A 21,017-nucleotide genomic window follows, 5' to 3' on the forward strand; every position below is an offset into this window, starting at 1 on the left:
GTGAGCTACATCTTAGGGTCACTTGGCCCTGCCGGCCGAATGTCCACTTCCTGAGCCGGGCCTAATGTCAGCAATTGGCGCCAAGCGGTCGGCCCTTTGAGAATTGATGCGCCGCTATCGCCACGCGCCGAGGAGGCAAGATAGGAAAGAGCATCGGGAGAATCTCATGCTCAAGCGTTTCGCCGTTCTCGCTCTTGCTCTTGTCGCCGGCGCCTGCGCGATCGAGCCCACATCCGTCCAGACGCCATTGCGGGTCGCGAGCTGGAACATGGAGCATCTCTCCGAGGATGGCGCGAAGGGCTGCCGCCCACGCACCGACGCCGACTATGCGCTGATGCGGACCTATGCCGAGCGCCTGAACGCCGATGTCATCGCCTTCCAGGAAGTCGAGTCCATCAAGGCTGCAGAGCGGGTCTTCGATCCGGCCAAGTACACGGTCATCATCGAGCGACGCCCGGCTGGCGACGCCTTTCCCTGTCGCGGTCTGGAAGGGCGAACCCTCACGCGTCAGGCCGTCGGTTTTGCCATCCGCAAGGGTGTCCCGTTCGAACGCGCCGCCGATCTGACTGACCTGCAGGTGGGCGATCCCAATCTCCGCTCCGCCGTCGACATCACGCTCTCGGCCAAAGGCCATCAGCCGTTGCGACTGCTGGCCGTGCACATGAAGTCCGGCTGCGCCTCCGGCCAGAACGGCGATGCCTGCCAGATCCTGCTTCGCCAGGTCCCGATCCTGGAGCGCTGGATCGACGCGGCGGCGGGGCAGGGCGTGCGCTTTGCCGTTCTGGGTGATTTCAATCGCCGCCTCGCGCGCGCCGGCGATCCAATCTGGGCGGATCTCGATGACGCCACGCCGGCCAATGCCGACCTGGCGCTCGCCGAAGGCGCGACGGGGCCGAAATGCGATCCGCGGTTCTCGGAGTTCATCGACCACGTCGTGCTCGACGCCCGCGCGACGCGCGATCTAAAGGGCTTCGAGGAACTGACCTACGCCGCTGGCGGTGAACGACCTTCCGATCACTGCCCGGTCGTCGCCCTGATCAAGTGACGAGCACGCCCGACGAGCTGGAAGCGATGGCCCGTATGCTCGAGGCAAGCGGGCGGTATCGCGTGCTGCGGCGGCTCGACGGGGTGCGGCGCATCGAAGCCGCGCCGGTCGGCGTCCTGCGCCAGGGCATCGTTCTGGATCTTGAGACGACTGGCCTTGACCCGCGTAAGCACGAGATCATCGAGTTTGGCCTCGTGCCATTCACCTATGATGTCGGCGGACGGATCGTGGCGGTCGGCGAACCCTTCTCGAGGCTTCGCCAGCCCGCGGAGCCCATCTCCGCCGAGATCACCAAACTAACGGGCCTGACCGACGACATGGTGCAGGGCCAGGCGGTGGACCTGGCTGAGGTCGCCGCCTTCATCGCGCCGGCCGCCTTGATCATCGCCCACAACGCCAGCTTCGACCGTCGCTTCGCCGAGGCTTTCTGTCCGGCCTTCGCTGAGAAGGCCTGGGCCTGTTCCTACACCCAGATCGACTGGAAGGCGGCGGGCTTTGAAAGTGGCAAGCTTGCCTTCCTCGCCGCAGGTTACGGGTTCTTCCATGAAGGGCATCGTGCATCTCACGACGGCCTGGCGACACTGGAGATCCTATCGGCCCCGCTTCCGGGGAGTGACGGATCGGGTTTCCAGACCCTGCTCGTCGCCGCTCGCAAGGCCAGCATCAGGATCTGGGCGGAGAACTCGCCGTACGAACTGAAAGATGTGCTCAAGGCGCGGGGATACCGTTGGAATGGTGAGCCAGGTCCGGCGCCGAAGGCTTGGTACATTGATGTCGACGAGGCCGATCGCGATGCCGAAGTCGCCTTCCTGCGATCGGAGATCTATCGCGGAGAGATCGATCCGCTGATGAAGAAGATCACCGCGTTCGAGCGCTTCTCTGATCGGGGCTAGACGGCTGCACCGTCAGGTCGAAGATGATGTGGTTGCCGAGGCGCTCCAGCATCGTGATCAGTCGGTCGACGGTGAACCGCTGGAGCCTGGCGTTTCGCACGCGAGAGAAGTCGGCGGCGGCGATCCCCGTCAGTTCTGAGGCTCTTCGAACAGAGACGCCCTCGCGATCCAGAGCCTTGATGATCTCGGCTGCGAGCTTGGCTTTGAGTGAGTGGGGTCCAGAGTTGGGTTTCCCTAAATCGCGATAGACGTCACCTGTGCCTCGGACGACTTCGATTTCGATCTCCACGGCGATCCCTCAGGCAATCAATGCCTGAAAATGCCAATAGAGACGGCTTGTTGTCAAATTTGACATCGCCTCCGCAGGCGAAGCCTGTGTGCCTAAGAGTGACTGGCGGTGATCGGGGGTGAGTAAGTGTGATCTAGAGTGGGGTAGTTGTGCATCAATAATGACGCGTATTTATGTCGTTGATTTGTGTACAAATTTCGAAATACGAAAAATTACTGGGCTATCCAATTGGGGCGGTTGCATTTCTCTGTGTGTGATGGGTCACGCAAAAACATCCTGAATACATGATATCAATGCGTGACCATGGCGCTAGGGTCTATTTGTGCTGCCTGTCTCCACTCGCGGCCAAATCTGCCTCAAAGCGGCGGCTGCGACCAACGACCTTCGACGGCCTGCACACCACCATGTTCGTGCGATCCCAGGCCTCAAGAGCGGACAACGGGTATCGGCCCATAGCGATCGGCCGGTCCGCAGGTGGCGTTTGATCGTGGCGCCGGACATCGAGGCATCCCCTTAAAGCGGAGGCTTAGCTCTTGAGGTCGATTGAGGTTCCTGGGGGCTAGCTGCCAAGGCAGTTATTATCCTTGGGCAACCCAGGTTTAGCGCGCATGGTGATCTCAGCCGCAGAGCTCCTCTGATGGGGCGGCGTCAGGGCCGACCCATCGTCGACTTCACGCTATTCCCGAGTTGAGACTGAGTTCCAGCGTGGCCATCGATCACCTCTCCGAACTCGAACGCGACGCTCTGACCGAGCTGGTCAACATCGCCGTCAGCGGCGCGGCCACGCGATTGCGCGCCATGGTCGGGTCGGAAGTGTCTTTGAAGGTCCCGGTCGTCGAGATCCATGAAGCTGCGGACTCGGCTCGGGCGCTTGTCAGTTTCAACGGCGAGGCGCTGACGGTCGTGCGCCAGGAATTTTCCGGGCGGCTGAACGGCCAGACCATGTTGCTGTTGAGCCCCGACGACGGGAGCACGCTGGCGCGCGCCGTGCTGGGTGAAGGCTATTCCGGACAGGACTATGCCGAACTGCTGGACGATACGCTGGGTGAGGTGGGCAATGTTCTGCTTCTAGGGCTTCTGGCCACCATCGGCTCGATGCTGGGCGTGACCTTCAAGGTGGCCATACCGACGGTCTCGATCCTGATGGCGGACGAGGTGTTTCCGGCCGAAGACGGCCGTGTGGTCCTGTTGATCCACGTCGACTTCAGCGTCCGCCAGATTAATGCGCGAGGCTATTTCGCGCTTGTGCTGGGGCTGGGCAGTTTTGCCGCCCTGCACGAAATCATCCGCGCCTTTCTGGTCGATCTGCTCGAGCCGGCGCCAGCCGAGTAGGCGGCGCGGGTGGGTATTCGCGAACGTATCTCAAGTCGTCCTGGCGCGGAACGACGGGCCGAGCGCCCCGTTGCTTGTCTCGACAGTCTCCCTGGCTGTTCATGGAGACTAAGATGATGGCTGACGCCCCCAAGCTCGACGCCGTGGCCCTGTTGAAGGCCGATCATCGCAACGTCGAGGACCTGTTCGCCAAGTTCGAAGCCGCCAAGGGCGACGGCAAGAAGAAGGCTCTGGCGGAGCAGATCTGCATGGAGCTAACCGTCCACACCAAGATCGAGGAGGACATCTTCTACCCGGCTTGCGAAGGCAAGGTGGAGGAGGGTCTTCTGAAGGAAGCCTATGTCGAGCATGACGGCGCCAAGGTGCTGATCGCCGAGATCGAGGCCGGTGGGCCGGACGACGAATTCTACGACGCCAAGGTCAAGGTGCTGTCGGAGATGATCGAGCACCACGTCAAGGAGGAGGAGCAGCGCGTCGAAGGCATGTTCAGTCAGGCCCGCAAGGCCGGCCTCGACATGGACGCCCTGGGCGAGCAGATGGCGGCGGAGAAGGCCGAGCTGATCGCCAGCTACAAGGCCGGCGGCCTGCCCGTCCCTGAGACGCCGACCCTGCAAGGCACGGTGCTCGCGGCCCATTGATGGACAAGCTGTTCGCGAAGTTCGCGAACGCCACGGCCAAGGCGACGGGTAGCTCCGTCGCCTTTCTGCTGTGCGTCGCATCCGTGCTGATCTGGGCCGTCACCGGTCCGATCTTCAAGTTCTCCGAGACCTGGCAGCTGGTGATCAATACCGGCACTACGATCGTGACCTTCCTAATGGTCTTCCTGATCCAGAACACCCAGAACCGCGACGGCGTCGCCCTGCAGACCAAGCTCGACGAGTTGATCCGCATGTCCGACGCCGAGGACGACTTCATGGGCATCGAGAAGTTGACCGACAAGGAGCTGGCCGCGTTGCATCTGCGATGCGAACGCGCCGCCAAGCGCAGCGCCGGGATCGCCGCCAAGGTGAAGGCCGAGCGGGCCTCGCGTACCAAGGTCGCGCCGTGAGTCCGTCCGAACAGGATAGAGAAGTCGCGGATGGCGACGACGACCTGGCGGATCATGTCGCCGAGTCCGTCGAGGCTGTGGCCAGCTTTCATCGTGAGCACTATCGCAACGCCAGCGGCTTGCAGCGGGCCATCGACGCCGTCACCGACCGCTTGGGACGACCGGCGGCGGTGATCGTCCTGGTGGTCGTGGTCTGCGCCTGGGCGGGCCTTGCGGCCTGGCGCGGGGGAGGCCGGGTTGATCAGCCTTCTTTCGCTTGGCTGGAGTTGGCCGCCACGGTCGCGGCCCTGCTGGTCGCGTTCCTGATCCTGGTCACTCAGCGGCGCGAGGACCTGCTGGCCGACCGCCGCGCTCAGCTGACCTTGGAGCTGGCGCTGCTGGCCGACAAAAAGAGCGCGAAGATCATCCAGCTTCTGGAAGAGCTGCGTCGCGATGAGCCCAATCTGGCCGACCGCTTGGATCCGGAGTCCGAAGATATGGCCAAGCCAACGGACGCGGCCGCGGTGGCCGCCTCGATCGAGGCCAATGCGAGTGATCCGCGCGGCGCGGGATCGGTGTAGTCCTCCATTCAGGGCAGGCGCATGGCGACCGACGTAACCGTGTCGACCATCTCGTTGAGCCTGTAAGGCTTGGCCATGAAGCGGCCATCGTCTGGAACGGGAGTTGGCAACGCCTGTCCCGAGGTCACGACGAGCTGGATGTCAGGCCAAAGCTCATGGACGAGCGTGGCCAGTTCCAGGCCGTCGAACGCGCCGGGCATGTTGACGTCCGTGAACAGCACGCCGACGTCTGTCCGCGACTTGAGGATATCCAGGGCCTCTTGAGCGCAGTCGGCCTCGATAACCTGGAAGCCGGCGTCTTCGAGGCTCTGGCAGGCCACCATCCGAACAACGGGCTCGTCATCGACCAGCAGAACGAGGGTGTGATTGGGATGGGTCATGGGACGGCAACTGGCGACAGGTCGCAAGGTTCCCAAGTGAATCGTTCCGCAAGAATTTGAATTTATTAATAAAGATCTGACTTCGCGGCATTGGAACCATGTCGTGGTCGGGGGCTTTCTCTCGCACCTCTGGGAGATCCAAGACATGTTGAGACCGATGATGGGCGTCGCGCTCGCCGCGATGCTGTTGGCCGCGTGCGGCCAGAAGAACGCTGACCATGACAAGGTCGAAGGGCCGGCCGTGTCGGCCGCCGCGGCGCCGACGAATGTCGCCGTCGACACCAAGCCGACCACCGGCGAGAGCGGCCCCACCCCGGGCGCCAGCTCTTACACCGCCGACCAGGCGCGGATGGCGATCGAGAAGGCCGGCTACACCGAGCTCGGCCCGCTGAACCAGAACGCCAACGGCCTGTGGCAGGGCGAGGCCATGAAGGACGGCAAGAAGGTCAGCGTCTCGGTCGACTACAAGGGCGCGATCACCGCGCTCTAGGTCTCGGCACGTCCCTTTCTCCAATCACATCACGCCAGGACATTCCTTATGAGCAAGACGATCACTCGGCTGTTCGACAGCCATACCCAAGCCCTCGACGCCATCTCCGATCTGGAGGCGCGCGGCATCGACCACGACAAGATCAGCCTGGTCTCCAATAATGCCGACAAGTGGCACGACGGCCATAAGCACGCCGATGGCGACAACGACACAGCCGAGGGCGCGGGCAAGGGCGCGGCCACTGGCGGCCTGTTCGGTGGGGGCGCGGGTCTGCTGGCTGGTCTCGGCATGCTGGCCATTCCGGGTCTTGGTCCCGTCGTGGCGGCCGGCTGGTTGGCGCCGTCGCCGGCGCGGCCACGGGCGGCCTGCTCGGCGCGCTGAAGGACGCGGGCCACAGCGACGATGAAGCCAACGTCTATTCCGAGGGCGTTCGCCGCGGTGGCAGCCTGGTCAGCGTCAAGGCGCATGACGATGAGATCGCCACGGTCGAGGGCATCCTGAACGACCGTCGTGGCGTGGACGCGGCGATGCGCGGGGACGCTTATCGCCAGACCGGCTGGACGGGCTTCGATCCGGCCGCCACGCCTTACAATGCTGACGATATCAGCCGTGAACGGTCGTTGTATGGCGAGCCGCGCACCTTCTCTCCGACCGACGATGTCGTTGTCGACGGCGATGTCCGCCGCGCCGAGCGTCCCGCGACCAATCTGATCCGCCCGGACTATTGATCGAGCGCGCCACGACCCGAGCCTTCGGGTCGTGGTGCGAAAGACGTGATCAAGCGTGATGCCATGTTTGCTGCATCGCAGCATTATACTGCGATGCAGCATCTTGCTGCGCTGATCAGGATGATGTCATGCCGGGCCTACGTGAAACGACCGCGATGTTGGCGCGGCTGCGCCAGGCGTCGCCCCCCGCGTCCGGATCCGACGGAGCCCTGGAACGGACAGAGTCTTTCGGACCCAATCCCGGTAAATTGACGATGCTGAGCTACCGGCCCCTAGGGCTACAGCTCGGCGCGCCCCTCGTGGTGGTCCTTCATGGCTGTACCCAGGCCGCCGAAGCCTATGCCGTCAATGCCGGCTGGCTGACCCTGGCCGATCGCTTCGGCTTCATGGTCTTGGCCGCCCAGCAGCCGTCGGCCAACAACCCCAATCGCTGCTTCAACTGGTTCTCGCCGAGCGATACCCGCCGCGGGGAGGGCGAGGCCGCATCGATCGTGTCCATGGTGGCCCACCTGGTCGCTATCCACGATCTCGACGCCGAGAACGTCTTCGTCACCGGTCTTTCGGCGGGTGGGGCAATGACTGTGGCCATGCTGGCGGCCTATCCTGATGTCTTTGCGGGTGGCGCGGTGATTGGCGGCTTGCCCTATGGCGTCGCGCGCAATGTCCAAGACGCCTTGCGGGTGATGAGCCGCGCCGACGGCCGCGCGGCCCGGGAGTTGGGCGCTCTGATCCCCAGGTCGCAAGAGGAAGGCCGTCCGCCGCGCCTGTCCGTCTGGCATGGCGAGGCCGACTTCACTGTTCAGGCGGGGAACGCGCATGACCTGACCCAGCAATGGAGCGCCATCCATGGCTTGTCCTCGGCTCCGCATCGCGTGGAGCAGCATGCCTTTGGAACGCGGTCGATCTGGCGGTCGGCGGCGGGAGAAACACTGGTTGAGCTAAATCTTGTACGCGGCCTGGGCCATGGGACGCCTCTATCGACCAGGGGAGACGATGCGCTGGGCAAGCTCGCGCCCTTCATGCTCGAGGCGGGCGTCTCCTCGTCTCTTGAGATCGTCCGGTTCTGGGGGATCGACAACGTGTCGGCGAGGGAGGCGTCGACCTCTTCCGGTGACGAGGTCGTGACGCGGCCGACTGCATCGGTTGAGCGGGAAGGGGACCCTTTGGGACGAGCGGTGATGAGCGCGGTCAGCGCGGCGCCGGCGGGTGTTCAGGAGACCATCGCCAAGGCGCTGCGGGCCGCCGGGTTGCTCAAATAGGCGCCTCGCCGCTCAGGGGGCCTTGGGCGATGAGCGATCAGTCGCGGGTAGCCTCTTCGCCAGCCGAGGTTCGACCCCGGCCCAAGCGGGGGCGAGGAGCTTATAGAGCGGCGCCATCAAGGCTGCTACAACCAGCAGGCCGACCGAGAGTTCGAAGAGCCAGATCATCGGGTTTTCCAAAAATGCGCCAAGCCGGGGCGCGTCGACGCCAGCGCCGGCGAGCGTTCGGCGGCGGAGGCTATGCGGCTACAGCGGTCAAGAGCGCGCGGCGTTCGCCACGCGCTCGGGATCGCAGAGGTCAGTAGATGTCGCGGACATCGACCCTGAGGCTTTTGCTCAAACCGTCGAGCCTGGCCATGATGATCGCCTGTCCCTTGGGGCCGAGATAACCCTGGCGGGTGCGCAACGATCGCTCCTGGCGCTCGATGGCGACGAGCGTGCGTCTGGCTTGGCTGACCTCCGCTCGGCTCAGCCGGCCGTTCTGCGCGCCGCGATTGATCCGCTCCGCCAGCTGGGCTTGGCGTTCGTCGATGCTTGGCGCGGTCGATCCCCCGCGAGGGCCGCCTGGAGTCATGTTGACGTGCTGGGCCCGTCCGTCGGTCGCGATCCATTGGCCGCGCGAGTCGTAGTATCCGAACGTCTCGCCGCGGACCCAGCGACCCTTGTCGTAGTAGCCCGGCTGAGGATCGGCGATCCAGGCGCCGCTGGCGTCGCGGCGTCCGCTGGCCTGGCCAGCCATCCAACGACCATCGGCGTTATAACGGCCCGTCGCGGGACCAGCTATCCAGCGCCCCGATTGATCATAGTAGCCGGAAGCGGCGGCGACCCAACGCCCGTCCTGTGCGTAGTAGCCGTCAGCCGAGGCCGGAACCCAGAGGTTGTTGGCGTAGTAGCCGCTGGTCGAGGTGTCGGTATTGGCCTGCACCCAGCGACCGTCACGCCCGTAGTAACCGCGCGGAGCGCCTTCGACCCAGCCGCCGTCGCGGTCGAAATAGCCGGCCGCGTCGCCGCGGGCGACGGTGTTGGCATGCCATGCGCCCTGGTTGTCATAGAAGCCGTAGGCGCGGGCGCAGTCTTGCTTGCCCTTCGCCGCCTGGTTGCCGATCAGGGCGCCGGCGACGCCGCCGACGATCGCGCCTTCATTGCGGGCGCCATGACCGGCGACGGCGCTGCCGGCGAGAGCGCCGATGCCAGCGCCAGCGAGAGTCCCGACAACTCGAGTACTTTGACGTTGCTCGCAGGTCTGCTGTGCGAGCGCGATGGTGGGGATCAAGGCCGCAGCGCAGACGCCGGCGACCAGGGTTTGAATTCGCATTGTGTGGGGTTCCTAGGGAAGAGGCGTACTCTTCCCAGGAGTGTTATGTAGTTGCGTTGGGTTAAATATTCAACTGTATAAATAAAGTAATTATAAATGGAACTAAAATTGATATCCATAATGAGGGGGGCGTTAAATCATAAATTTGCATAAATTCAATGTGGTTGCGACTGAAGTAACGCCGATCCTGCCGTTGTAATATCCCATCCCTGAGCATTTCGCTCTGCGAGGCCAAGGTCGGTCAATATCCGGGCGCTGGAGATGTTAATGTAGGGGACCTCTTTGCCTTGGCGCTTGCGCTCCAGGTTCTCGAGGGCGTTTCGTTGAGCGTCAGTCAGGTTCATACCCAACCAACGCGTGTCGAACCGCAAAGACCCAGATTTATACAAGGCGTCTTCAGCGGAAGGGCCGATCCGCCATCATCGCAGCAAGGGGCTAACAGCCACCAGGTCATTGCGTAGGGTCGTGGCGGCGACGCCGGCCTCGCCCATGGCGTGGCTGATCTGGTCTAGGCCCAGCACCACGTCGCCAGCGGCGTAGAGGCCGCGGATACTGGTGCGCTGGTGAGCGTCGACCTTGATGCAACCGTCCTCGGTGACCGCCGCGCCCAGGGACCGGGCGAGGTTGGAATGGACGTCCGATCCCAGCGACGGATAGACGGCGTCGAACCGCAGGCGAACCGCCGTGCAGGTCACGACAAGACCATCACTTTCTAGGTGGAAATCACGCGCCGGGCCAACGAAGCGTTTGACGCCAATGGCGTCGAGACGGGCGCGGGCGGCGTCATCCAGACCGTCTTCGCCAGTGAGGCCGATCAGGCTGACGTCGGCGGTGTAGCTGCGCAGGAACTCGGCCTCCCGAGCGGCTCGCGGACCACGGCCGACGACTCCCAAGACCTTATCGGTGACTTCGAAGCCATCGCAGACCGGGCAATAGCGTAGGCGGCCTTGCCGTAGGGCCTCGGCATGGAGGGCCGCGTCCATCAGAGGCTGGCGGTTGGTCACGCCGGTGGCCAGCAGCACGGTCCGGGCCGAAATTTCGCGGTCGGCGAGACAGGCGACGAAACCCTTCGAACCGCGCCTCAGATCCGTGACGCGCCCGGCGATCAATTTCGTACCATAAAGGACGGCCTGCTTGCGCATGCGCTCCAATAGCGCCACGCCGGAAATCCCTTCGGGAAATCCGGCGTGGTTGCGGGTGAGCGGGATCTGAACGGCCCGACTATCGCCGGCGTCGACCACCTGCACGGACAGGTGGAAGCGCGCGGCGTAGATCGCGGCGGTCAGGCCGGCCGGCCCGCCGCCGATGATCAGGCAATCGATCATGGTTATTAGCGCAACCGCCTAGTCTTTCAGGCTAGCCGGCACGTGGCCGCCGTTCTCGGCCAGCTTGGCCCAGACCGCCTTCTGCAGGGCGATGTTCTGTTCGGCGCTGCCGTCGGCGCCGGCGTGAACGCCTAGCTCCTGGCCCAGCGAGGTGCGCGCCTGCAGGCTGGAATCCAGGTCCAGCAGTTTCAACAGATCGACGATCGAGGTGCGCCAGTTGCCGCCGCCGCCCTTCTGCGCCGCCAAGTCGGTCAGCACGGCCTCGACGTCGACAGGAGCCGCCGGCGCTGGGGTGGGCGCGGGCGTCGCCGGAGCGCTCGCCGTCGGCGCGGCCTGAGCCGTCGATTGCGGAGCCGCCGGGGCGGGGTTGCGATGGAAGATCTTGTTCAGAATACTACTGAAGATGCTCATGGGATCCTACGATGGCTCACGCGATACGCGCGGTGTTGGGCTAATCCGTCCGGGTGGGCTTTGTTCCGGGGCGTTCTCACGCCGCCGCGACCAGCGGTTTGGGCGGCGGACGCACCAGGGGCTCGCGCGCCCAGACGCGGCCTGCCGAGGCGGCGGCGATGAAGTCGTCGACACTGGCGTCGGGCAGGGCGATCAGGCCCGCGTCGTCACCCGGTCCGACGTCGGTGATCCCGCCGGCCGCGAACAGCGGCGCGGCCGATGGCAGGTAAGCGATGACCTTCAGGTGGCCATAGGCATCGCGCAGGAAATTGACCGCCGCCGCCTCGATCGCCAGCTGCTGGCCACCCTCGTCCGACGGCAGGATCGCCACCGCGTCGAACAGCACCGAAGGACCGCCGTCGCTCTTGTGATCGACCGGTAGCACCGCACCGCTGGCGGCGGTCACGCCATAGATGGTCGGACCGATGATCTGCAGCTTGGCGCCGGCGGCTTCGATAGCGGCCTTCAGCTTGGCGATCAGCTTGTCGTCGCAGCCGTCGCTGACCAGGGCGCCGATCTTGCGGCCCTCTAGAGTTGGCGTGGCCTTGGCCAGTAGGCTGAGCATGGGCGAGGGCTCCATGTCCTTCGCCGCGATCGGCGCTGGAGCGGGGACGATCTTGCCCGGGAAGCCCAAACCCTCCGCTACGGACTGGGCGAGGAAGTCGTCGATGTGGATCAGTCGCGATAGCACCGCCTCGCGGATGCGTGGCGTCACGCACTTGCTAAGCTCGAAGACTAGAGCCGCGACGATGTGGTCCTGCTCGGGCTTGGTTTGGCTGGCGAAGAACAGGCGCGCCTGTGTGTAATGGTCGGCGAAGGTCTCAGGCCTTAAGCGCAGCTGCTCGCCGGCCTCGGGATTGGGGAAGGTGTGATAACCGGTCTCCAGAGACTCCCGCGCTACGTCCGCGCCCAGGGTGGACGGCTCGTAGTTCACCTGGCCCTTGGGCACGCCCATCTGCATGTGGCCATCGCGCTGCAGGTTGTGGAACGGACACTTGGGCTGATTGATCGGGAGCAGGTGGAAGTTGGGTCCGCCTAGCCGCTTGAGCTGGGTGTCCTGGTACGAAAAGAGGCGCCCCTGCAGCAGCGGGTCGTTGGTGAAGTCGATCCCCGGCACCACGTGGGCGGCGCAGTACGCGACCTGCTCGGTCTCGGCGAAGAAGTTGTCAGGGTTGCGATCCAGCACCATCCGACCGACCACCCGCAGGGGAATGACTTCCTCGGGGATCAGCTTGGTGGCGTCCAGCACGTCGAACGGCAAGCTGTCGGCCTGTTCCTGGGTGAAGGTCTGCAGGCAGAATTCCCACTCGGGGAACTCACCGCCTTCGATGGCTTCCCAGAGGTCGCGGCGGTGGAAGTCGGGATCGGCCCCGTTGATCTTCAGCGCCTCGTCCCAGACTACCGACTGCGCGCCCAGCTTGGGCCGCCAGTGGAACTTGACGAAGGTGCTGTCGCCGGCGGCGTTGATCAGCCGGAAGGTGTGGACGCCAAAGCCCTCCATCATCCGCAGCGAACGCGGGATGGCCCGGTCGCTCATCGCCCACATGATCATGTGCATGCTCTCGGGCGTCAGCGAGATGAAGTCCCAGAAGGTGTCGTGGGCGGTGGCGGCCTGCGGGAACTCGCGATCGGGATCCTGCTTGGCCGCGTGGATCAGGTCGGGGAACTTGATGGCGTCCTGGATGAAGAACACCGGCATGTTGTTGCCGACGAGATCGAAATTACCCGCTTGCGTGTAGAACTTCACCGCGAAGCCGCGCACGTCGCGCGGCAGGTCGGCCGAGCCGTTGTTGCCGGCTACAGTCGAGAACCGGGTGAACACAGGGACGCGCTCGCCAGGCCGTTGGAGGAAGTCTGCGCAAGTGACGTCGGCGCACGAGTCCAGGCACTCGAAGAAGCCGTGCGCGGCCGAGCCACGGGCATGGACCACGCGTTCGGGAATGCGCTCGTGGTCGAAGTGCATGATCTTTTCGCGCAGGATGAAGTCCTGCAACAGCACCGGCCCGCGTACGCCGGCCTTCAGCGAGTTCTGGTTGTCGCCGATCGGTACGCCCTGATTGGTCGTCAGCTGGGTGTCCGGGCCATCGGCTTGTTGATGGGTTTCGCCGCCGGGCGCGATCAGAGCTTCGCCTTCGGTCGAGGGACCGGCGGGGTGGGGGACCGTCGTCGTGGTCTGAGGCTTGGCGCTGCCGCGCGCGGCCGTATTGGCCTTGGTCTTCGCCGGGGTGGCCATGAGCGTCTTTCGATTGGATGGATGTGCAGGCCTAACGTCGGCCGCAAGTCGAGGTTGCGGTCGTCAAGCCGACACAGGGCTCAGCGCGGTCTGAAAAAGACGCTTAGCCACCCGCTACTAGCCATATGAACATTAGGAAGCGGCGCGATTGGCGGCAGGTCGTGTTGAGCGGTGCGACACATCCATGCTTGTATGACCGATCTTCAGCGCTGATCGCGACGGGCGCTCGGGTGGGCTGAAGAGTGTTCCAGGATTGACCAGATGGCGCTTGTGAAGACGACGAGTCTGACTGGTCGCGCCAAGACGGGGGGAACGCCGGCCGCGCAAGATGAGCCGCCCGTCGTCAAACGCGCCCCGGCCCGCAAGCCTCGCGCTTATCGTGAGGGAGCGGAAGGCAGGATCAGCGCTGCGGTGCTCGAGCTCAGCAGCGGGTTGGCCGAGGCGGCCGGCGCCGTCGAGGAGTTGCGGCGCGCCCTGGCGCAGATCTCCAGCGGCGCCGAGGAAGCCGCCGGAGCGGCGCACGAATCGCTCGCGGCCACCAATGCGATGACCGAGCAGTTCAGAGTGGGGCGAGAACGCGCCGAGGCGGCGCGTCAGCGGGCCGAAGCGCTGCAGGGTGTCCTGACCGAATTTGGCGCCGCGGTCGGTGCGTCCATCAAGGCCGTGGCGGCCAACGCCCGGCGCCAGTTGATCACCGTCGACGCCGTGGCTCAACTGGACCAGCATGCGGCGCGGATCAACGAGATCACCGTCGCCGTTTCCGACATCGCCGACCAGACCAATCTCCTGGCTTTGAACGCCGCCATCGAGGCCGCGCGGGCGGGCGACGAGGGGCGTGGCTTCGCGGTCGTCGCCGACGAGGTGCGGGCCTTGGCGGAGGCGGCCGAGGCGAGATCGGGGAACATCAAGGACTCTGCCGAGCGCATGACGATGATGGTCCGCGACGTCGGTGGACGCCTGCGCAGCGCCGCGACGACGGCCGAGGCCGAGGCGGCTTCCGCAACCAAGATCCTGTCGACACTGGAGACCATCCGCGCGGAGATGGCTCGGCTCAGTCAGGACAGTCAGATCGTCCTGATCGCGGCCGTCGAAGCCGCATCTGCGACGAACGAAATGCGGCGCGGGTCCGAAAGCATCTCCAGCGCGGCCGAGGAACAGGCCGCGGCCGCTACGGAAGCCCAGCGCTCGATCCAGCAACAGGGTCAGTCCCTGGACCAGAGCCAGAGCGCGGCGGAGTCCTTGAGCGAACTGGTCGAGACCGGGACCACTGGGACCGGCGCGGCGGCCGCGGCTACCGAGACCGCGGCGGCGGCGGAAGAGCTTTCTGCGGCCATCCAGGAACTTTCCGGGTCGGCGGACGAGATTCTCGTCGCCATCGACCAGATCAGCAGAGGCGCGCAGATCCAGGCCGCGGCGACCCAGCAGGCCAGCGCCGCGATGACCGAGATCGAGCGGGCCGCGCGACTGTCCAGTGCCAACGGCGCCGAGAGCGCGGCGCGGGCCGAGACGATGCGGGGTCTGCTGGAGGAAAGCCGTCAGGCGATCTCGTCGTTGGTCGAGAACGTAGAGTCGGCGACGGCGGAAAATCGCTCGGTGCTGGACGCCGTCGAGGCGCTGGAGCTGGAAAGCGCCGCGACGGCCAAGCTGGTGGACGGGCTGTCGCTGATCGCCGTCCAGACGACCATGCTGGCTACCAGCGGCGCGGTCGAGGCGGCCCGTGCGGGGGAGGCTGGTCGCGGCTTCGCGGTCGTGTCCGGCGACATCCGGACCCTCGCGCGGGACGCGTCGGGGAACGCCGAGTCCGTCAAGGACTTGATCGCCGCGATTTCGGTGCAGATCGGCAAGGTCCGCCGCGAGGTCGACCAGACCGTGGCCGTCGCGGAGGTGGAGGTCGATCGCAACCGCACGATCGAAGAGCGCCTTGGGGCCGTGGTGCAGGAGGCCGAGGCGTTGCGCGCGGGCGCGCATGATATCGCCAGGGGCGGCGAGGCCATTCTCTCGGCCTGCGCGCAGGTATCGGCAGGCGTGAGCCAGATCGCAGTGGCCGCCGAGCAGGCCAGCGCCGCGGCGAGCCAGGCCGCCGTCGCGGCCCGTCAGCAGTCACAGGCGGCCGAGGAGCTGGCGGCCGCGATCGAGGAAATCGCCCTCCTGGCCAGCGAGCTCCAGCGCACGGCCGAGGCATGAGCGCGGACCACGGCGCTCGTCGACGGTTGACCGTCCGAGCGGCCGGCGCCCGCATGTCATTGGCCGCCCAGGCCGTTGCCGAGGTGATCAAGCGTCCCCGGCTGACCCGAGTGCCGCACGCGCCGCCCGGTTTGCTGGGCGTGGCGCATCTGCGTGGCGCCGTTCTGCCGATCGTGTCGTTGGGGCAGATGCTGGGTCTGGATGGTGGCGACGGTGATCGCGTCGTGGTGTTGCGCCGTGACCCGCCGGTCGGTTTGGTCGTCGACGGGGTCGAGGCCCTGACGCTCGCCGACGGCGAGGCGGATAGCGGCGATACCCGGCTGCGGCTCTCGCGCGCCGACGGGACGCCCTGGTTGGATCTGGACGAAGCGCTGGACGCCAAGTTCGCCGTTGATCGGGGACGTCGCCGGACCATCGCCCCTGAGGTGGCGCGTCCGACGCTTCAGCAGGCGAGCGAACCCGATCTCGCCTTTCTGGGGTTCAGCCTCATGGGGCAGAGCTACGGCCTGCCGCTGGACGCCGTCGTCGAAGTGGCGGCCGTCCCCAAGGCCATCGCCGAACTCCCGCGGACCGAGGCGGTGCTGCTAGGCGTCAGCGACTATCGCGGCCAGGTCCTGCCGGTGCTGTCGGCGCGAGGCCTGCTAGGCTTGGCGGGCGACACGATCAACGGACGGCTCGTGATCGTGCGCATCGGCGGCGAGCGGATTGGCCTGGTCGTCGATGAGATCAACGCGATCGTGCGGGCCTCGGCCGATCGCCGGAGCAAGGCGCCGAGCCTGTTCAACCGCGGCGGCGGCGAGGCGCGCATCGATACGGTGCTGCGGTTGGCCGATGGTCGGGGCGTCCTGGCGGTCCTGACGCCGGATCGCCTGCTGGCCGACGAACGGGTGACCCAGTGGCTGGCCCTGGCAAGTGGTTCCAAGGAGGCCGAGATGGTCGAGACCCGACAGGCGGCGATCCGCGAGCGCTTCGTCATCCTGCGCCTGGGCGACGAGCGCTATGGCCTGCCGATCGCGGCCGTCGATGAGGTCGTGCGCGCGCCGGACCAATTCACCAGGCTTCCCAAAGCGCCACCCTATGTTCTTGGTGTCATGAACCTGCGCGGCAAGACCCTGCCGGTGATCGACCAACGTCTGCGCTTCTCGGCGCCCGGTCAGCCGGTCGCGAACGGCCGCGTGGTCGTCGTCACGGTGGACGGCCTGCAAGCCGGCTTCGCGGTGGACGGCGCAAGCGAGATCCTGGAAATCAGCGCGGACGAGCTGCTGCCCGCGCCGGAACTCTCGGGAGATCAGACCCGTTTGTTCGATCGCGCCGTGGAGCGCTGGGGTGAAGTCATCTTGCTGGTCGATCCGAAAACACTGCTCGCGCGGGCCGAGGCCGACCTGCTGCGCGACCTAGCCCGGGCGTCACCCACTTCGTGACAAAGGTCCTGGTCGTCGACGACTCGGCTCTGATCCGGCGCGTCCTGAGCGAGATCCTCTCCGAAGCCGGTTTCGAGGTCGCCATCGCGCGCGACGGTGTCGAAGCCCTGGCGAAGTTGAGCAGTTTCCTGCCCGACGTCGTGACCCTCGACGTCCAGATGCCGAGCATGAGCGGGTTGGAGTGCCTGGACAGGATCATGTTGCAGCGGCCGTGTCCGGTCGTGATGGTCTCGTCGCTGACCGCCGCCGGCGCTGAAGAAACACTGACCGCTCTCGAACTCGGCGCGGTCGATTTCGTGCCAAAGCCCGATGGGGTCATGTCCTTGGCCGCCGGCGAACTGGCGCCGGTCCTGGTCGAGAAGGTCCGAGCCGCCGCGACCGCGCGGGTCGGGCGCGCCCATCGCCTGGTCGAGCGCCTGCGCGCGCGACGCGGCGAGATCAAAAGTCCGACCCAGCCACCGCCTCGCTCGATCCGAACCGCCCAGGCGGCGAGCGTTAAGGCGGGGAAGGAGCCAAAGGGGTTGGTCGTTGTCGGTGCGTCGACGGGCGGACCCGCCGCGCTCGAGACCGTGCTCTGCGACATCCCTGGCGACTTTCCGTGGCCCATTCTCGTGGCCCAGCACATGCCCGCCACCTTCACTGGATCGCTGGCTTCGCGGCTGAACGGACTGTGCGCCCTGACCGTCAGCGAGGTCACCGGACCCACGCGCCTGGAGACTGGCGCCATCTACATCGCGCGCGGCGGCGCGGACATGGTGGTCAGCCGCCGCGTGTCCGGTCTCGTGGCCCTGCCGGCGCCGGCGGACGAGAAGTACCGCTGGCATCCGAGCGTCGATCGGCTGGTCGCCAGCGCCATGGCCCAGGTCCCGCCTGAACAACTGGTCGGCGTGCTGATGACCGGCATGGGCGATGACGGTGCGCTCGAGATGGCGGCGCTTCACAAGGCTGGCGGCCTGACGATCGCCGAGGCCGAGGACACGGCCGTCGTCTGGGGCATGCCGGGGTCGCTGGTTCGGGCCGGCGGCGCGAACGCGGTCGAACCGCTCGAGGCCATTGCCGGCCGCATGGTCGCGATGGTGCCGCGATGACCGCGGTCTTCACCAACGACGAATTGGAACGGTTGCGGGACTATCTCTACCGCCAGACCGGCATGTGGTTCGGCGAGGCCAAGCGATACTATATCGAGCGCCGCTTGAACGATCGTCTGGCGCAGGCCGGCGGGGACTTCGCCAGCTACATGTCGCTCCTGCGCATAGACAGCGCGGAACGCCAGGCCCTGATCAACGCCTTCACGGTCAACGAGACCTATTTCTACCGCGAGGAGCATCAGTTGGCCTGCCTGGGCCGCGAGCTGCTGCCCGACATCGTTTCGCGCCGGCGGCCCGGCGACAAGGTGCGGATCTGGTCGTTGCCGTGCTCGACCGGCGAGGAGACCTATTCCATCGCTCTGTGGCTGCTGGAAAACTGGCGCATGGTCGACGCCTACAACGTCGAGATCGTCGGATCCGACATCGACACTCATGCGCTCGACGCCGCCCGCGCCGGGCTCTATGGCGAGCGCGCGCTGTCTCGGCTGCCGGAGGCTGTGCGAGAAGGCTATTTCGAACCCGCCAAGCGCCATCGACGCAAGATCATCGACGATCTGCGCGAGTCCGTGACCTTCACCCACGCCAACCTGATCGACGGTGTGCGGCTGAAAGAGCAGGGCGCGTTCGACGTGATCTTCTGCCGCAACGTGCTGATCTATTTCGACGAAGCGTCGCGGTTGACCGCCGCGCGAAACCTCTATGACCGACTGGCGCCGGGCGGTTATCTGTGCCTCGGTCACACCGAGTCCATGAGCCGGATCGACGAGCGTTTCGTCGTCCGCCGGTTCGAGGACGCGGTGGTGTTCCAGCGCCCGGAGGACGCGCCGTGATCGACGAACTCCTGGCTCAGTTCCTGATCGAAGGCCGCGAGCAGGCGCTGCAGGCCAGCGCCGATCTGGCGGCCTTGCAACGCGCGCGCCATGACGCCGCGCGACTCGACAGCTGTTTTCGCGCCGTCCACACCCTGAAGGGCTCGGCCGACCTGCTGGGGCTGAAACCGCTCGGACGCGTGCTGCATCTGGTCGAGGACCGGCTGGGCGCCCTGCGGGGTGGCGCGGCGGTCGCGCCGGACTTCACCAAGCTCGTCGCGGTCGTTGATCAGGTCGAGCGCTGGTTGGATGCGCTGGAGGTTACTGGCGCCTTGCCGGGCGATGCGGATGTTGTCGCCGATCGCCTGCTGATCCTGCTGGGATCGGCCGAAAGCAGCGCGCCTAGCTCTGTTGCCGCCAGCGACACGCCTTTCGCGGGCAAAGCGGGGATCGCCATCCGCTACACGCCGCGCGCCGATTGCTATTTCGCGGGCGACGATCCGATCGCCATCATCTCTGGCGTGCCGGACTTGGCCGAGCTGCGCGTGGGCCTTCGCGAGCCGGCCGGCGACCTGGCGCTCTACGATCCCTTCGCCTGCAATCTCGTCATCGAAGCCTTGTCGACGGCGGACGCGCGCCTTGTCGAGACGGCCCTGCGTCTAGTGCGCGACCAAGTCGAGCTGACCCAGCTAGCGCCGCTGACAGCCGAGCCGGCGATGTCTGTCGAGGCGGACACAGGCCGGCGCACACTCCGCATCGACGCCGCTCGGATCGATCAGTTGGCCGACATCGCCGACCAACTGGTGGTCGCCAAGAGCGGCCTGGGCGATCTCGCCGCCCATGCCGACCGCCTGGACGGCGGGCAGGCGCTGGGCTCGGCCCTGCGAGCTCGCCAAGCTGAACTGGATCGGCTGGTCTCGACCCTTCACGCCACGGTCGGCCGCGCCCGGCTGACGCCGCTGACGCCGCTGTTCGGTCGCTTCCCGCGCCTAGTGCGCGAGATCGCCGCCGGCCTCGGCAAGACGGTGTCGCTGGACGTCGAGGGTGGCGAGGTCGAGGTCGACAAGGCCGTGGTCGACGGCCTGTTCGAGCCCTTGCTGCATGTGGTGCGCAACGCCGTTGACCACGGTGTCGAGGCCGAGACGATCCGCCAGGCGGCGGGCAAGCCCGTTCAGGCCGTCGTCAAACTCTCTGCGCGCGCCGTCGGTGATCACGTCGTCGTCGAGGTGACGGACGATGGGGGCGGCATAGACCCGGCGCGCATCCGCACCCGAGCCCTGGCGCGTGGTCTGGTCGATGAAGCGGAGCTGGACGCGCTGGGCGAGGCGGATCTCGTCGATCTTATCTTCCAGCCCGGCTTCTCGACCGCTGACACCGTCAGCAGCGTTTCAGGGCGCGGGGTCGGCATGGACGCCGTGCGGTCGGCGACGGCGAAGCTGGGCGGCCGGGTCGAAGTCGCCAGCCGGCTCGGGCGCGGCTCGACGATCCGTCTGATCCTGCCAATCCGCATGGTGCTGGCGCGACTGCTCGTTGTGGCGGCTGGGCAGGAGCATTTTGGTCTGTTGCTGGAAGATATCGTCGAGGTCACCCGGGTCGTCGCCGGCCAAGTCGTTCCGATCCGCGCCGGTCACGCCTTCGTCCTGCGCGACGAGGTCGTGCCGCTAGTCTGGCTGGAACAGACCGTCGGTGGCGCGGCCGGCGCCGTCGATCGCGTGGTGGTGGCGAGGGTCGATGGCGAACTCGTCGGTTTTGCTGTCGATGCGATCCTTGACCGGATCGACGCGGTCGTCAGGCCGATGAGCGGCCTGCTGTCCAGAGCGGCCGGCGTGGTCGGATCGACCCTGACGGCCGACGGCGATGTGCTGCTCGTTCTGAACTTGGCGGAGCTTTTGGCATGAAGGTCTCCCGTAACGGCGACATCGTCCATTTGAGCGGTCACTGTCGGGTGGAGGACGCAGAGGCGCTTGCAGCTCTGCTACAGCCTTCCGAAGGCGTCATGGTCGACATATCGGGGTGTGACAGTCTCCATGCCGCCGTCGTACAGGTATTGTTGGCGTTCGACAGGTCCGTTGTCGGCGCGCCGGCCGAGCCGTTCTTGCGTGACCGTCTTCTTCCGGCGCTCGCCCGGAAGACTGTGTAGATCAAGACTATCGTGTTCGTCGCCTTGC

General features: G+C 65.9%; 22 protein-coding genes. 16 read left to right on the forward strand and 6 right to left on the reverse strand.

Annotated features, from left to right (window positions below; translation table 11 throughout):
- Positions 1-166: 166 nt before the first annotated feature.
- Both AC07NN_RS04755 and AC07NN_RS04760 read left to right on the forward strand, forming a co-directional pair.
- Positions 167-1,045: an endonuclease/exonuclease/phosphatase family protein gene (locus AC07NN_RS04755; protein ID WP_494637966.1), complete on the forward strand. Its 879-nt coding sequence runs from the start codon at positions 167-169 to the stop codon at positions 1,043-1,045.
- Between the two features lie 26 nt (positions 1,046-1,071).
- Entirely contained in the window at positions 1,072-1,938 is an 867-nt protein-coding gene (locus tag AC07NN_RS04760; RefSeq protein ID WP_494637967.1) for a 3'-5' exonuclease, read from the forward strand.
- Here AC07NN_RS04760 and AC07NN_RS04765 read toward each other — a convergent pair.
- Positions 1,904-2,227 (reverse strand): helix-turn-helix domain-containing protein, encoded by a 324-nt coding sequence (locus AC07NN_RS04765; RefSeq protein WP_494637968.1) that lies wholly within the window; start codon positions 2,225-2,227, stop codon positions 1,904-1,906. The two genes, AC07NN_RS04760 and AC07NN_RS04765, sit on opposite strands and share 35 nt — an antisense overlap.
- Positions 2,228-2,932: 705 nt before the next feature.
- Between AC07NN_RS04765 and AC07NN_RS04770 the strand changes: the two genes are divergently transcribed.
- The 4 genes from AC07NN_RS04770 to AC07NN_RS04785 all read left to right on the forward strand — a co-directional run bounded on the left by AC07NN_RS04770 (position 2,933) and on the right by AC07NN_RS04785 (position 5,167).
- Positions 2,933-3,559: a hypothetical protein gene (locus AC07NN_RS04770; RefSeq protein WP_494637969.1), complete on the forward strand. Its 627-nt coding sequence runs from the start codon at positions 2,933-2,935 to the stop codon at positions 3,557-3,559.
- Positions 3,560-3,672: 113 nt separating this feature from the next.
- Positions 3,673-4,197 carry a hemerythrin domain-containing protein gene (locus AC07NN_RS04775; RefSeq protein WP_494637970.1) on the forward strand — a complete coding sequence of 175 codons (525 nt, stop codon included), beginning with the start codon at positions 3,673-3,675 and terminating at the stop codon, positions 4,195-4,197.
- Positions 4,197-4,607, forward strand: a complete 411-nt coding sequence (locus AC07NN_RS04780; RefSeq protein ID WP_494637971.1) for a low affinity iron permease family protein — start codon at positions 4,197-4,199, stop codon at positions 4,605-4,607. The genes AC07NN_RS04775 and AC07NN_RS04780 overlap by 1 nt, the downstream gene beginning before the upstream one ends.
- Complete coding sequence (locus tag AC07NN_RS04785) at positions 4,604-5,167, forward strand: DUF1003 domain-containing protein (RefSeq protein ID WP_494637972.1); 564 nt, start codon at positions 4,604-4,606, stop codon at positions 5,165-5,167. Before AC07NN_RS04780 ends, AC07NN_RS04785 begins: the two co-directional genes overlap by 4 nt.
- 8 nt (positions 5,168-5,175) lie before the next feature.
- Here the strand turns inward: AC07NN_RS04785 and AC07NN_RS04790 are convergent, their stop codons facing one another.
- Positions 5,176-5,547: a response regulator gene (locus AC07NN_RS04790; protein ID WP_494637973.1), complete on the reverse strand. Its 372-nt coding sequence runs from the start codon at positions 5,545-5,547 to the stop codon at positions 5,176-5,178.
- Positions 5,548-5,692: 145 nt separating this feature from the next.
- Here AC07NN_RS04790 and AC07NN_RS04795 point away from each other — a divergent pair, with 145 nt between their 5' ends.
- From AC07NN_RS04795 to AC07NN_RS04810, 4 genes are all read left to right on the forward strand, one after another.
- Positions 5,693-6,037, forward strand: a complete 345-nt coding sequence (locus AC07NN_RS04795; protein ID WP_494637974.1) for a hypothetical protein — start codon at positions 5,693-5,695, stop codon at positions 6,035-6,037.
- Between the two features lie 48 nt (positions 6,038-6,085).
- Complete coding sequence (locus AC07NN_RS04800; RefSeq protein ID WP_494637975.1) at positions 6,086-6,418, forward strand: general stress protein; 333 nt, start codon at positions 6,086-6,088, stop codon at positions 6,416-6,418.
- A 146-nt stretch (positions 6,419-6,564) separates the two neighbouring features.
- Entirely contained in the window at positions 6,565-6,765 is a 201-nt protein-coding gene (locus AC07NN_RS04805) for a hypothetical protein (RefSeq protein ID WP_494637976.1), read from the forward strand.
- Between the two features lie 128 nt (positions 6,766-6,893).
- A complete protein-coding gene (locus AC07NN_RS04810) occupies positions 6,894-8,024 on the forward strand; it encodes an extracellular catalytic domain type 1 short-chain-length polyhydroxyalkanoate depolymerase (protein WP_494637977.1) in 1,131 nt (376 codons plus the stop codon).
- Positions 8,025-8,322: 298 nt separating this feature from the next.
- On the opposite strand, the gene AC07NN_RS04815 is transcribed toward AC07NN_RS04810, so the two are convergent.
- From AC07NN_RS04815 to AC07NN_RS04830, 4 genes are all read right to left on the reverse strand, one after another.
- Positions 8,323-9,339 (reverse strand): hypothetical protein, encoded by a 1,017-nt coding sequence (locus AC07NN_RS04815; RefSeq protein WP_494637978.1) that lies wholly within the window; start codon positions 9,337-9,339, stop codon positions 8,323-8,325.
- 419 nt (positions 9,340-9,758) lie between these two features.
- Positions 9,759-10,664 carry an NAD(P)/FAD-dependent oxidoreductase gene (locus AC07NN_RS04820; RefSeq protein ID WP_494637979.1) on the reverse strand — a complete coding sequence of 302 codons (906 nt, stop codon included), beginning with the start codon at positions 10,662-10,664 and terminating at the stop codon, positions 9,759-9,761.
- Between the two features lie 18 nt (positions 10,665-10,682).
- Entirely contained in the window at positions 10,683-11,075 is a 393-nt protein-coding gene (locus AC07NN_RS04825) for a DUF3597 domain-containing protein (protein ID WP_494637980.1), read from the reverse strand.
- A 76-nt stretch (positions 11,076-11,151) separates the two neighbouring features.
- The gene (locus AC07NN_RS04830; protein WP_494637982.1) at positions 11,152-13,347 is read right to left on the reverse strand and encodes a catalase; all 2,196 of its coding nucleotides are present in this window, start codon (positions 13,345-13,347) and stop codon (positions 11,152-11,154) included.
- Between the two features lie 261 nt (positions 13,348-13,608).
- Between AC07NN_RS04830 and AC07NN_RS04835 the strand changes: the two genes are divergently transcribed.
- Genes AC07NN_RS04835 through AC07NN_RS04860 form a run of 6 tightly spaced genes read left to right on the forward strand, consistent with a single transcriptional unit; the run spans position 13,609 to position 20,989 of the window.
- Positions 13,609-15,531 (forward strand): methyl-accepting chemotaxis protein, encoded by a 1,923-nt coding sequence (locus tag AC07NN_RS04835; protein ID WP_494637984.1) that lies wholly within the window; start codon positions 13,609-13,611, stop codon positions 15,529-15,531.
- A complete protein-coding gene (locus AC07NN_RS04840; RefSeq protein WP_494637986.1) occupies positions 15,528-16,952 on the forward strand; it encodes a chemotaxis protein CheW in 1,425 nt (474 codons plus the stop codon). The genes AC07NN_RS04835 and AC07NN_RS04840 overlap by 4 nt, the downstream gene beginning before the upstream one ends.
- Positions 16,949-18,040, forward strand: a complete 1,092-nt coding sequence (gene cheB / locus AC07NN_RS04845) for a chemotaxis-specific protein-glutamate methyltransferase CheB (RefSeq protein ID WP_494637988.1) — start codon at positions 16,949-16,951, stop codon at positions 18,038-18,040. Before AC07NN_RS04840 ends, cheB begins: the two co-directional genes overlap by 4 nt.
- Complete coding sequence (locus AC07NN_RS04850) at positions 18,037-18,870, forward strand: CheR family methyltransferase (protein ID WP_494637990.1); 834 nt, start codon at positions 18,037-18,039, stop codon at positions 18,868-18,870. The genes cheB and AC07NN_RS04850 overlap by 4 nt, the downstream gene beginning before the upstream one ends.
- Complete coding sequence (locus AC07NN_RS04855; RefSeq protein WP_494637991.1) at positions 18,867-20,747, forward strand: chemotaxis protein CheA; 1,881 nt, start codon at positions 18,867-18,869, stop codon at positions 20,745-20,747. The genes AC07NN_RS04850 and AC07NN_RS04855 overlap by 4 nt, the downstream gene beginning before the upstream one ends.
- Positions 20,744-20,989, forward strand: a complete 246-nt coding sequence (locus AC07NN_RS04860) for a hypothetical protein (RefSeq protein WP_494637993.1) — start codon at positions 20,744-20,746, stop codon at positions 20,987-20,989. Before AC07NN_RS04855 ends, AC07NN_RS04860 begins: the two co-directional genes overlap by 4 nt.
- Positions 20,990-21,017 lie beyond the last annotated feature (28 nt).

It is taken from the genome of Caulobacter sp. GW821-FHT09H08 (genome assembly GCF_059415885.1).